Source organism: Paenibacillus sp. J22R98 (assembly GCF_059383835.1).
On sequence record NZ_JBXENW010000007.1, the window covers coordinates 59,505 to 72,953 of the forward strand.

The window sequence follows — 13,449 nt, forward strand, 5'->3', positions numbered from 1 at the left end:
ATCGTCGCAAGTTTAGTGACCCATCATCATAGCAGGATCAACCTGTTCAGCACCAGCAATTTCTTTCTGCGGCTTCGGTTTGCGGAGAATAAGGCTGAACACAACCCCGAAGAGCGCCAGACCAAACGATAGCATAAACGTATCGCTGTAGGCGTTAACTGCTGCATCGATCGGATTGCCGTTCGCACCTAGATTAGCGATATGATCGGCGGCGCGTGTTGTCATATAGCCCGTCAGACCCGCAACCGCGAACGATGTGACGACTTGTTGCGCTGCCGTCGTGAGCGGAGTAACACGGGAAACGAGATGACGCGGTGCGGAGTTGAGCACATGCGTGTTCAGTGACATCATCGATAAGCCCATGCCCGATCCGATCATGAATAGCGGGATAATGATCATGATTAGCTGCGTCTCGGCGTTGATGTTATGAAGAAGGAACAACGCTCCGGAAACAAGGGAAAGACCGATCAGCGCAAGCGGACGAGCGCCGATTTTATCAAACAAACGTCCGCCGATCGGCATAAAGAGCATCGAACCGATCGCTTGCGGAAGCATAATAACGCCTGTTTCGAGCGGTGAATAATGACGAATATTTTGCAGGAATACCGGCATTAGAATCATGGCGCCGAACAGTGCGATTTGAACGATCCATACAAGCAGTGTGCCGCGTGTAAAGTCCGAGGAACGGAATACGCGCAATTCGAGAAGCGGTTGCTTGTGACGAAGTTCCACGATGATGAACAGGAGCAAGGCAACGCCACCGACGATCAAACCGGTTAACGTATTGTCTGCTGACCAGCTTGTGCGGCCCCCTTCACTTACGCCGTAAGCAAGCGAGGCAAACGCGATTGGCGCTAGAATCATCCCAATGATGTCCAGTGCAGGCGCTTTGTTTTGCGCGAAATTCGGTAGATACTTAATCCCAACTATCATGCCGACAATACCGATTGGCAGGTTAATCAAGAAAATCCAGTGCCATGAGACCGCTTCGATCAACCAGCCGGACAGAATCGGTCCAAGCGCAGGCGCAAGCAGCATCGGGATCCCAAGCATCCCCATAACCGCGCCGCGTTTCTCCTGCGGTGCGAGACGGAAAATGATCGCCATGCCGATCGGCATAACCATACCGCCGCCGAGCCCTTGAATGACGCGGAACGCGATAAGCTGTTCAACGGTTTGCGCAGCTCCGCAAAGCACGGAACCAATCGTAAATAACGCAATGGTAATCAAGAATATGCGTTTAGAGCCGAATTTATCGGTCATCCAGCCGGCGAGGGGAATAACAGCTGACAGGGCGAGCGTATAGCCTGTGAATGTCCACTGAACCGTGTTAATCGTAGCGTCAAATTCGGTCTGGAATTTCGCCAGCGCTACGTTGACGACGGTGCTGTCCAGAATAACCATGATCATTCCGACGATTACAGCCATTAGCGGTGCGATGATGGTCTTGATTGAAAACTCTTCGGATGATGACGTTGTTGCAGTTGGTGATGACATCTCTCTACCTTCTCTCCATAAAATCCTTATTATCTATACTGTGACCGACCGTTTTTATTGAAAACCGATAAGTCACGATATATAATATTCTCAACACTGGACAGTCACTTGTCAATCTTTTTCTGAAAAGGGGAGTACCTTTGAGCTTACTTAGAGATAAAATCATCGGATCTGCGATGCGGATTTTTGCGCAGAAAGGTTTTGCTGCGACTTCCATTCAAGATATTGCGAACGATTGCGGTATAGCAAAGGGATCGCTATATAAATTTTTTGCTTCCAAGGAGGATTTGCTCGTTGAGGTGTATCGTCACCATATTCAGCAGATGTTAGATCAGGTCGATCGCATTAAAGCAGATCCCTTACTCTCACCCAAAGCCCGTTTTGTGCAAGAAACGTTGAACCAATTCGCTTATTTCAAGGAATTTAAATCCAGTATAAAAGACTTTTATGAACTGCCGATTAACGATGCCGGCGTTTTTTCAAAATTTCTGCAGCAGGTTCGGTCGCAAATGTTCACTTATTTGGAAGAAAGCCTCGTTCATGCTTACGGCCCGGGCATCGAAACGTATAAATGGGATCTCATTGCGCTCTACATCGGCATTATCAAGCAATATATGGTGATGACCGAGTTAATAAGCAGTCCGTTCGATTATGAACGAATGGCGTCGTTCGTAGTGGATCGCATGGATGAAATGGCTGCGGGTATGGCTCAATCGAAGGATGCTCCGATTCTGGAGGCGGCTGCTATGACTCAATTTGTAGCATGCGGCATCAAGGGGTGTTTTGTCCCTGCGGAGGAACAGCTGGGCGAAGGAATCACAAGGCTGCTTGCCGCCATTCAAGAACTCCAGGCGACTAACGCCAGAAAGACGGAGCTGTACGAAGCGGCCGTGCTTCTACAAGAAGAAGCTGACGCGGACAAGCCCCGAATGGTGCTCGTCCGCGCGCTAATCGGCCTATTACATGCTCAGCATGAATTAACGGCCATTTTAGGACAAATTGAGAAGCTGTTTGAATTGAAATCTGCTAGTACTGATTCGTCAAACTAACGAGGTTGCGCATCGGCTCTGACCCGCCCCGCAAATAAACGCCTAGATTATGAAGGAGGATATCAACTGCACGGTCCGTGTAATAGATCGAATTGCCGGAGTTATGCGGAGTCAAAATCACATTGTCCAGCTCCCAGAGCGGATGCGAGGCTGGCAGCGGCTCCTGCTCGAAAACATCGAGACCAGCCCCGGCAATGACACCGGATTGCAGCGCCTCCACCATATCTTCGGTTACAACCGTCTGACCGCGGCCTATGTTAACGAAGAAGGCGGACGGCTTCATCTGCTTAAACTTTGCAAGGTCGAACATATGGTGGGTATCCTTCGTGATCGGCAGCGTAACCACCACAAAATCGCTCTCCTGCAGCAAGCTATCCAGTCCCTCAGCACCGTACATTTGATCTACATAGGGCGATGACTTGCCGGAATTCCGTACGCCCAGTACGCGTATGTGAAACGCCTGTGCGAGCCTTGCAAGCTCCTCGCCAATCGCGCCTACTCCGACGATCCCAAGCACCTTGCCATGGATTTCGCCTAAGCCGCCAAGCCAGTCCCATTTCTTCTCCACCTGATTACGCATCGTCAAATGCAGCTTACGCGTGAAGCTAAGCATCATGCCGAGCACGGTCTCCGATATCCCATTCGCATGAACGCCGCTAGCATTGGTTAGCGTTATTCCATGAGCAGCAAAGGCTTCGAAAGGCATCTGCTCGACGCCTGCGCCCCAAGCCTGCACCCAGCGCAGCGGAGTGCCCGGCCGCAGCGCGCTAGCCGCTGCTTGATCATCCCAGCCGGCTACAATTTCAGCCTCAGCTAAATGTGCCGCCATGCCCTGTTCATCGGCATCGCCGCCAAAAACCAGCTCAAACCCGCGCGCAGCCTCACGAATTCGTTCTCTGTGCTTCGCTTCCAAATCGTACACGCATACAAGCTTCCTCTTCATCCTTCAACCACTCTCCTTCATCACTGACTCGTCCAATCATAAAGAAGAAGCCCGTACCAGCCCAATTGGACGGTACGGGCTTCTGCCGAATTCCCTGCCTTACAGCTTAACTTCAGAACCTGTACGAGCGGATTCATAGATAGCGGACAAAATTTTGATCATATCTACGCCTTGATCGATCGTAAAGATTGGTTTCTCGCGGCCTTGAATGACATCAACGAAGTGATACAGGTTCGCACCGTGTCCACCGTTGTCTTCGCCTACGTGAGGGACCATATCCGTCACAACGCCTTGGTCTTCACCGAAGATACCAAGCTTGCCGTTGCTGAATTTGAAGCCGGCTTTCGTACCGCGAAGCTCTACGAAGTTCTCTTCTTGCTCGATGTTCGAAGCCCAGCTGAACTCGATTTGAAGCGATGCGCCGTTGTCGAAACGAATAAAGCCGATTGCCAAATCCTCAACGTCGAATGTACCTTCGCCTTCGGATTTAGAACCGAATTTGCTGTGCTCGGAGCCTGCGATATCTTCCGCATCCGCGAATTTCGTGTAAGTCGCACCTGTAACGGATACTGGCTTCGGATTGCCCATGAACCAGATTGACAAGTCGATGAAGTGAACGCCCAGATCGATCAACGGACCGCCGCCGGACAATTCTTTCGTCGTGAACCAGCCGCCTTTACCCGGAATACCGCGGCGACGCGTCCAACCGCAGCGACCCGCATAAGCTTCGCCCAGGTTGCCTTGGTCGATCCAACGTTTGATGTACTGGGAAGCCGGACGGAAACGGTTGTTACGCATAACCATCAGCGTCTTGCCGCTTTTCTCCGAAGCTGCCTTCATGCGAAGCGCTTCTTCCGGGCTAACGGCGTCCGGCTTTTCGCAGAATACATGTTTGCCAGCTTCAAGAGCGGCAACTGCGATTTCGGAGTGGAACAGGTTTGGTGTGCAAATATCGATAATATCGACGTCTGCAAGAGCAATAACGTCACGGTAGTCGCTGAATGCTTGCGGAATGCCGTGCTGCTCTGCTGCTGCTTTGGCTTTCTCAAGATCAATATCGCAAATGGCTACAATTTCAAGCTCGAGGTGGTTTTTCAAAGGCTCGGAGTGCGCCCATTGGAAAATTCCGCCCGCACCGATTACGCCTACTTTAAGTTTCTTCGTCATGATTAACATCCTCTCAAGATGAAATGAACAGGCTCCGGCCGAGCGGCCAGAGCACTGCCAAGTTGATTCATTAGTTCAATTTCTTCAAGAAGCCTTCGCGAAGCTTGTAATACTTCATCCAAGCATCGGTTTGTTTCTTAATACCGTCGGCAATATCGCTTTCCGCCAGTACATCTGTATATTCTTTATACGTTTTGTCGAAATCAGCAACCGGACTAGTGATCGCTTTAACAATCAGGTTGTCGAGCTCGTCATTATGAGGAGCGATCAGGTTGTTGTTCAGATCGTTTGTAACCGTGTCGTACTCTGCACGGGCTTGCTGCGTTGCTTCGTCAACAGGAAGCTCCGCATAAAGCGACATGTTCTTCATGTTGTGCTGCTGCCAAGCTGTGTTTACCAAAGTAGCTTGATCGTAGTTGCTTACGCTGAATGGATAAACGATTTGCGGCGAATATACAAAGCCCATTTCGTCCGCCATTGCAAGGCCGTAAACTTCAGGGTTTGTCATTGTGTTGTCTTGACCTTGAATACCGTAGTACCAGCCATCGCCTGTTTCATCTTGCTTGCCAAGCAGCTTGTACTCTTCAACCTTCTTGAATTCCGGTTTGTAACGGCGTTCCATACCTTCGCCTGTGTACATGTCCGGAGTTCCCCATGAACGCAGATCAGCTGCTTCCAGGGAGTTATTCCAGTCGATCCAGTTCAATACTTGCGGAATCATATCGTCCGTAACCTTTTTCGGGTTAATGGCTTTGGAGTTCCATTTAGTAGTCAACGGGAAGTACTGATTAGCTGCATCTTGATTGCTCGGGTCCAGCTCGGTTGCAAAGATTGGATAGAATCTCCAATCATAGTTTTTGCCTTCTTTTTTCACTTTTTCTTGGTTTGCTGCAATAGGAGCCCACATATTAACGACTGCGTACTCACCATTGATAACTTTCGCATCGCGCTGTTCGTTCTTTTGAATATAGAATTCCTTGCCGAACAAACCGTCTTTGAAGCCTTTGTTCATAAACGAAATGTACGATTTCCATTCCGGCGTCAGCTCATAATCGGAGTACAGGTTTTTGGACTCGTTGATTACGAGCGGATAAGCTTGGCTCATATTCAAGCCGGTAGCTGTAAACAAGGACCATTGAAGCGCGCCTCTTGTGTTATCCAATTGAAGGTGGCCAGGCGTAATGGTTTTGCCGTTTTCTTGAATGTTCAACGCTTTTACTTTTTCCAAGTAAGCATACAAGTCATCCAGATTTTTGATCGGAATGTCCATGATTTGCTCAAGCGACAATTTACCTTTATTGGCAACTGCCAGCTTCTTCAAATCAGCTGCGCTCATGGCGTTCGGGAAGATTTTTTTCAAAATATCATCGCGCATCCATACGCCGTAACCGCCGTTACCCAAACGGGAATCGCCGTAAGGCGTTTTGCGGTATTCTTCTTTCAGCAACGGACTTGGCAGGGAAGGAATCGCCCATAGCTTACCGTCGGTCGGATCTACGCTTGCTTTATACCATTGTTCCATCGTAACGCCCAGCTCAGATAAACGCGCAGCTGTAAGCGGCATATACTTCGTCATTTCATCAAGCGTGATTTCGCGAACCATGCCTGCTTTCTTGAGCATTTCCATGTTGTCGGCATCGTCTGCGATACCGTTCTGGTTTGCGATTACCGCTGGAACCGTGTCAGCAAGAATTTGCATTTGCAGCCAGCTTTTATAGTCGGTGCCTGCCGGAATCTCAACGAAATCAGGAATAACTTTTGTTTTCTCGCGCCAGATTGGCGTTAGTTTGTCTTCAACGGGCTTACGTGGGTTTGTCGGCAATTGGCTAAGAACTTCCAAATGCATTTCCTTGAAATTAGCCGGATCAACCGGTGCGCCTGCGTTTGTGCCCGTATTGTTCGGTGCGTTGTTTTCGTTCTTGGAGCTGCCGCAGCCAGCCAGAGAAACAGCCAGTAGAACAGCAAACATAATCATGACTACCTTTTTCATAATACCGTAAAGCCTCCCTTTGATGTTGTTTGATTAACTATGGAAAAGCAGCGACCTGATTAAGCCTTAACTGCTCCAGTTAACATCCCTTTAACAAAATACTTCTGGAAGAACGGGTAAACGAATAGCAGCGGGAATGTGACCACGACCATTACCGTCATTTTGATAACCTCAGGTGTTGGAACCGTGTTATTGCGTTGAGCCAGGAGTCTACGCGCAGCAGCCCCTGAAGTCTTAGTGAAATCAATCATCGTATTGGCCTCAGCGCGGTTGATGATTTCATACAATACGAACTGCAGCGTACTCAAGCTGCGGTCTGTCACATAAATCAAGTTTGTGTAGTAATCCAGCCAGTTGCCTACAACAGCGAAGAAGGCAAATGCGGCAATGACCGGCATACAAAGCGGGAATATAATTTGCACGAAGATGCGGACATAACCGGCACCATCGATGAAAGCCGATTCCTGCAGCTCTGCCGGAAGGTCTTCAATGTGCGTACGCATGATGATCATGCTGAAGAATCCAAACGCACCCGGTAGAACGTAAACCAAGAAATTGTTGACCAGATCCAGCTTCGAAATAACCACATAGTTGGAAATGATCGTGCCGCCGATAAACATCGGAATCATAAAGAAGAAGAGAATGGTCTTACGACCCGGCAAGAACCGCTTCGAAAGTGCGAAGGCAGCCAGCATCGTGACGATTACCGACAGAACAGGTCCGATGATACAGCGCAGCGTCGTTACGATAAACGCAGAGTGAAGACGATCATACTGAAACACAAAGGCATAATTCTCTAGCGTAAATACGCGAGGGAAGAACCAGATCGGGCCAGCGGCCGCGTCAGCTCCTGTATTGAAGGACATCACCAAGATATACCAAAACGGATATATCGCGGTTATCGCCCAGATCAACATGAGTAGGATGTTGAATAAATCGAATGTGCGTTCACCTGTTGTTCGTTTAATTCTGTTCGCTTTCATAGCTTCCGGTAACCCCTTCCTTTAAATGATACCTACGTTACTGAGGCGCTTCGTCGTGTAGTTTGTAGCCATAATCAGAATAAAGGAGATTACGCCTTGGAATAACCCGACCGCGGCAGAGTACGAATACTGTCCGCTTACAAGACCTTGATAGTACGTATAAACGCCGATGGTGTCCGTATCCAGACGAATCATTTTATTTTGCAAGTTGAACACTTGGTCGAAGTTTGTTGCAAGCAATCCGCTGAGCGAGAAGATCAGAAGGATACACATCGTCGGAATCAAACCCGGAAGCGTGATGTACATCAAACGCTGCCAGCGGCTCGCGCCGTCCACTTGTGCAGCTTCGTATTGCTGCGGATCAATACTCGTTAGTGCGGCAAGATACAAGATTGTGCCCCAGCCTGTTTCTTTCCACACTTCGGAGATAACGAGGACCGGAAGGAAGTTCTTCGCATCCTGCATGAAAGAGATACGCTCTGCAGCCGGATCAATCAGTTGGCGCAGGTTATTGATAATCCCCGTAGCATCGACAGTCAGGAACATGTAGAACAAACCGGCAACCGTTACCCATGATACGAAATGCGGAATATAGGAAGTGGTTTGAACAATACGTTTGAAACGTTCGCCGCGAAGCTCATTGAGCAGCAGCGCGAAAATTAACGGAGCCGGGAATGTCGCGATCATCATCGTCACGCTGTACAGCAGCGTACGGCCGATCAGCGTATAAAATTTATGATCCGTCAAGAACTTGGAGAAGTTGTCAAACCCGACAAATTCACTGCCGAAGCCGAACCAGCCTTTGTTGAAATCATAATCCAAGAACGCGATGTAGTTGGAGAACATGGGCAAGTACGAGAAAATGAAAGTTAATACCATCGCAGGAACCAAGAACAGATACAGAATCTTTATGTTCTGCGTTTGCAGCCCACTGCGTTTTTTGGGCCTCACGTTTTGTTTGCTTGTTGACATAGCCATCGGTAAATCCTCCTATTTCAGTTGCGTATTAACCACACCTATTATGTCCCAAACCCGTAGGTCTGACCGACTGCCGACACGACTTTTTCCATCGAAACGATTCGATGAATTTATTTGATAAAACGATCCAAATGAACCGCTTTCAAAACATAAAAAGGTATTTTGATCGATATTTCATTTCGATTTACAAAAGGTGACAATTTTCGCTGTTAGTTTGTCGAAACGTTTCACAAAACCCATATTAGCACATTGTTCTCGATGGGAAAAGGTTTTCAACATAAAATTTATGACTTTTTCCATGCAAATTTGTCACGAAGTTGCTATTGAATCCTGATTTTGGTGAAACGTTTCGACAATAAATAAGCAAAAACCCCGTTTTCACGGGGTTTTTGCTTATTTTCGTACTATAGCCCCCTTAACAGGAGCTTAATGAATGAAACTACTTGAAAGAAATGGTAAGTTGGTCATCCACCTTGGCATGCTTGCGCGAGACAACCAGCTTCACGCCTGCCTGCTCTTCGACCGAGTACGCTGTGCTCGGTTCGATCTCGCGCGCGGTTTCAATTGCAATGACATCTTCTGCTTGTGTCAGGCGGAACGAGATCGCTTGCCCCGACACTGCTGTAATTTCAGCGGTGGAATAGGCAATTCGCACATCGCCAAAGGTCATGTTAATCGGCAGCATGACGCCGTCTTTGCTTGCGATTTGAATGCGGCGACCGCCGAACAGCTGCTCTCCGCGGTCCGTCAGATGAAGCTCCTTATCGAAGCCATCCAGATTAAGTATATGCACGAAACGTTCGCCATCGCTGTTAATGGTCGACGTTGTGAAGACGCCTAGGTAGCGATTGTCATGCGTCAAGCCGGCTTCAGCACCTAAACGCTCAAGTGCTGTCTTGAATAAGGACACATCTCCGCTATAAGCTGTGGCGATAACAATAGCGCGGCCTCTGCCTGCCTTTGCCTCAACACCGCAAACAAATCCGCTGTCATACAAGCGCATGATGACATCGTTTTGGCCCGGCGCCAGGCGCTGAGCAAAATGCGTATGCACCTCAGGGCGTCCCGCCGCCCAGCCTTCCGCGATGATGGATGGCCAGGAGTGCGGCCCGTTCTGTATGAACCCTTCAACTTGGATGCCCAGTGCGTCGCTAAGAATCGTGCAAGGCTTGCCTTCCATATCAAACTGCGGAACCTCTCCGTACAGCAGCAGCCCGCCGCCGATATTCAGATAATCCGCAATCTTCCGCTGAATATCCGCGCTCAAGTAACGCGCGCATGGCAATGCAAGTACCGGCGTAACTGCCGGATCAAGCGGCTTATTCTGAATATCTACGGAAGTGAATCGATAGCCTGCCAGCAGCATGCCGCGGGCCATGATTTCCCAACCGCCGTATGCGCGGTTCGCTTCGATGTTCTTCAGAATCTCATTCATCTTCTCACTCTTCGGATAGCGATATTCCGTCATGTAATAGTCGGGAATAAATGCAAACGCTACTCCGTCATGCTCTTCGTTCATCACAGCCAGCTTATCCTTAACGGCCATCATCGTTTTGATCGCACGCTGCATCCGCGGGTAGGTATAGTTCAACTCTCCTTCCGGGCTAACCGGAGCCGCGAAGCCATGCCGTTCACCGGTGAAAGCAACACGATCATTGCCGTCGCCGAGCTTCTCATCCATCCGATAATTGATTCCGCCTGTCATCAGATAGTAGTTGATCATCCGATTTCCTTGGGCGATACACATCCGGGTCTTGAAGTCAGCAGCCGACACATCATAGCGACCGCCGAAATTATTGCCATAGTTCCCGTCACCGCATTCAAATTCCAGCGAAGTGAGCGGCTGATCCGGCAGATGCACAGCATCCATGAACCCGTTAATCAAGTATAAGTCTTGAAAATTACTCATCGTCAGGTCGCCGAAATAGATATCGGAGCCGGACAAATAACCCGGCGCCTGCGTATATGCCTCATACAATTGGCTGATGCCGATGGGGTACGTGAACCCACGGCCGCCGCCGGTACCGTGAATATTCACGAAGAACGGCACATCTCGGACGCCGAACTCTTCCGCATATTCGCGAAGCACTGCGATATAGCGGGCAAAGCGGTTCCGCATGTAGTAGCCCAAATCATGCAGAAGCTCAGCAGCATAGCTCTCCTTCGGCGAACGAATTGCGGCCAAGCGAGCATTCGTATCCGTTTCATGCAGATCGAACGGATAACGCTCTTGCAGTTTGTCTGCTTCATACGTTCGGCTAAGCCATTCCGTGAAGTCGCCTACGACATGCTCCGTCAAATCCGGGCAGTTGCTTACCCACGACAGCATGCCAATCTCATTATCAAGCTGAACGCCGATAATGCTTCCGCCTTGTCCATGCAGGCGAGGTGCTACAACAGACATAACGGCCGCGTACCAGTTGCGGGCTGCCGCTAAGAACCCCGGTGCCAAATAGTCGAGCGTGCGCGTCGTTGCTGCCGCTCCATCCCAGCCATATGGGATGGCTTCCGGATGCTTCTCATACACCCAGAACGGAATGCCTTCATTTTTCATTTCCGCCATAATGAACGGACCCGGACGAACGAAGAAATAGAGCCCATTCGCTTCACAGAGATCAATAAATCCGCCAAGATCGAGCTCTGGGCGTGTATGTCCATCAAGATCAAATTGTCCTTCGAGCGGTTCATGACAGAGCCATGGAACATAAGAGGCAACAGCGTTGCAGCCTGCATCTTTCAGTTTATCAATCCGATCCTGCCATTCACTGCGAGCAAGGCGATAATAATGAACTTCACCGCACATAATAAACTCAGGCTTGCCATCAATTACAATTTGTTTATTAATAATTTCAATCATGGGGATACGATTCTCCTGACTCTGACTGTGTAAAGTTTTAAGTTTAAAGTTTAAAAATTAAGGTTTCGTTTATAGGTTCAGTGCGGTCGATTTGGATGACGCGATAACTTCCTCGGCTGTCACTTCCCGCTCCAACTGGTCGGATAAGTAGATCCCTTCACTGACCAGAATGGTTTGCAGGGCGATCTCTGCCGTTGGCAGCAGCTCTACTCGGCCTTGCAATGCCGCAATCCAGTGCTCCTGCGACGAATCATAAGCATCTGTATTCTCCCGAAGCTGATGCCAACGGTAATTGGCGTAACCAAGATCAAAGGTCGCGTCCATATCCATATCGCTTAACTGTGTATGATAGCTGAATGGTGTTTTGCCTTGACTGGTATGTCCGGGGAGCCTCACGCCGCCGATATTGCCGACAATGTTGCTTCCTTCAAAGCCGTTCAGATGAATAGCCCACGCTTCGATAATGTCCAGCGTCAATCCGCCTTCGAACCGGACGAACCCGACGCCGAGCTCTTCCACATCGAAGCCGCTTATCGCCCTTCGCGTCTCATCCATCGCCACTTCCTGATACGTCTTGCCGGTAACGGTCTTCACCTTCGGCAGATCCATCAAGTAGAGCAGCTGCGAGATGCGGTAAACGCCCATATCAAACAAAGCGCCGCCGGAAGCCGTAGCTTTGCGATTAAATTCCTTCGTCGCATACCCGTCTACGAATGGGCGCCCGCGTCTGCGGTGACCGGTCGAACGGGCATGATAGAGCTTGCCCAGCTTCCCCTCCTCAATCAGCATCCTCGCCGCAATCGTCTCGGTGAGATAGAGAAAGCTTAGCTGCACATGCAGCATTCGGCCGGCTTGCTCGGCAGCATCGATCATGCGTTTGCCGTCCGCGTATGAGCCCGCAATCGGCTTCTCGCAATACACATGCTTGCCGGCTTCCAGGGCGGCAATTGTAATAGGTGCATGAAGGTTGTTGTGCAAACACACATCAACCGCATCCAGATCATCGCGCGCAATCAGCGCTCGGAAATCAGTATAGGTATTGGGAACGCCGAACTGCTCTGCTATCTTCTTCAGCTGCGTTTCATTGGTGTCGCAGAGCGCTACTACTTCAGCGCCTTCGATTTTCGCATATCGCTCCAAATGTTCCTTGCCGATCAGCCCCGCGCCAATAATACCGATTCTGATTGTCTTCGCGCTCACGCTTCAAGCACCTCCGTCTGTTTGGCTTGCATCAAAGCCCAGGTGTTGCGCGCTGCCGCGAATTGCCACGCCACTTGCGCGTATTCATTCTTCGACGAGTGGTGCTCGATGCCAAGATGCCCTTGGTAGCCAGCCTCCTGCAAAATCGCAATCTTCTCTTCGCAAGCCGGAATGACCCATGCCGCCAGGTGCGTGTGGAAGGCATACTTCGCGCAGAGGCGATCGCCGTTCTCCTTGTCCACATCCCAATTCTCAAAGTGCAGCAGAATGCCGAAATTCGGATGATCGACGGCCTCATACACGTTGCGAATGTTCTCTGGCACTCTGGATGAACCCCAATGGTTCTCCGGTCCGACCATGAAACCGTGCTCCGCTGCAAAAGCGGCATATTCCTTATACCGCATGACGGTATATTCAAACTGCTCCTCCGTCATTTCACGCTCACGACCGCCCATATCAATCCGAACCGTCTGAGCACCGAGAATGACAGCAGCACGCAAATTCTTGAGTCCGTTCTGATAGAACTGTTCGCGCTTAATTGGGTCTACATCCCATACCTCAGCCGCATCCACGCAAAGGTTGGCTACATACATTTCCTTCTCATCTAGCGCTTCTCTCAGTTTCCGCAAATAATCCTCGTCGTAGCTCTCAAACATCATGTTCCAAATATCAGCGCAATTCAGGTGATACCGGTATTTTACCGTTTCGAAATAGCCAAAGAGGTCGATCTTGCCTTCGCTGTGTAAACCGTGAAACGAATAAGACGGAATGGAATATTTCATATG

Annotated in this window: 10 protein-coding genes; 1 reads left to right on the plus strand and 9 read right to left on the minus strand. The window is 49.6% G+C overall.

Features of this window, described 5'->3' with window-relative positions:
* Nucleotides 1-12: 12 nt before the first annotated feature.
* The gene (locus AC50Y3_RS19735; RefSeq protein ID WP_494820436.1) at nt 13-1,497 is read right to left on the minus strand and encodes a DHA2 family efflux MFS transporter permease subunit; all 1,485 of its coding nucleotides are present in this window, start codon (nt 1,495-1,497) and stop codon (nt 13-15) included.
* A gap of 140 nt (nt 1,498-1,637) precedes the next feature.
* Here AC50Y3_RS19735 and AC50Y3_RS19740 point away from each other — a divergent pair, with 140 nt between their 5' ends.
* The gene (locus AC50Y3_RS19740; RefSeq protein ID WP_494820437.1) at nt 1,638-2,546 is read left to right on the plus strand and encodes a TetR/AcrR family transcriptional regulator; all 909 of its coding nucleotides are present in this window, start codon (nt 1,638-1,640) and stop codon (nt 2,544-2,546) included.
* Here AC50Y3_RS19740 and AC50Y3_RS19745 read toward each other — a convergent pair.
* From AC50Y3_RS19745 to AC50Y3_RS19780, 8 genes are all read right to left on the minus strand, one after another.
* Nucleotides 2,524-3,489 (minus strand): D-2-hydroxyacid dehydrogenase, encoded by a 966-nt coding sequence (locus AC50Y3_RS19745; protein WP_494820438.1) that lies wholly within the window; start codon nt 3,487-3,489, stop codon nt 2,524-2,526. The genes AC50Y3_RS19740 and AC50Y3_RS19745 overlap by 23 nt on opposite strands.
* Nucleotides 3,490-3,588: 99 nt before the next feature.
* Entirely contained in the window at nt 3,589-4,656 is a 1,068-nt protein-coding gene (locus AC50Y3_RS19750; RefSeq protein WP_494820439.1) for a Gfo/Idh/MocA family protein, read from the minus strand.
* A gap of 70 nt (nt 4,657-4,726) precedes the next feature.
* On the minus strand, nt 4,727-6,646 hold the full coding sequence (locus tag AC50Y3_RS19755; protein WP_494820440.1) for a type 2 periplasmic-binding domain-containing protein: 1,920 nt from the start codon (nt 6,644-6,646) through the stop codon (nt 4,727-4,729).
* A gap of 59 nt (nt 6,647-6,705) precedes the next feature.
* Nucleotides 6,706-7,629 carry a carbohydrate ABC transporter permease gene (locus tag AC50Y3_RS19760; RefSeq protein WP_494820441.1) on the minus strand — a complete coding sequence of 308 codons (924 nt, stop codon included), beginning with the start codon at nt 7,627-7,629 and terminating at the stop codon, nt 6,706-6,708.
* 21 nt (nt 7,630-7,650) lie between these two features.
* A complete protein-coding gene (locus tag AC50Y3_RS19765; protein WP_494820442.1) occupies nt 7,651-8,607 on the minus strand; it encodes an ABC transporter permease in 957 nt (318 codons plus the stop codon).
* 439 nt (nt 8,608-9,046) lie between these two features.
* The gene (locus tag AC50Y3_RS19770) at nt 9,047-11,464 is read right to left on the minus strand and encodes a beta-galactosidase (RefSeq protein ID WP_494820443.1); all 2,418 of its coding nucleotides are present in this window, start codon (nt 11,462-11,464) and stop codon (nt 9,047-9,049) included.
* Nucleotides 11,465-11,533: 69 nt separating this feature from the next.
* The gene (locus AC50Y3_RS19775; protein WP_494820444.1) at nt 11,534-12,664 is read right to left on the minus strand and encodes a Gfo/Idh/MocA family protein; all 1,131 of its coding nucleotides are present in this window, start codon (nt 12,662-12,664) and stop codon (nt 11,534-11,536) included.
* Nucleotides 12,661-13,446, minus strand: coding sequence for a sugar phosphate isomerase/epimerase family protein (locus AC50Y3_RS19780; RefSeq protein ID WP_494820445.1), 786 nt, complete (start codon nt 13,444-13,446; stop codon nt 12,661-12,663). The genes AC50Y3_RS19775 and AC50Y3_RS19780 overlap by 4 nt, the downstream gene beginning before the upstream one ends.
* Between the last annotated feature and the right edge of the window lie 3 nt (nt 13,447-13,449).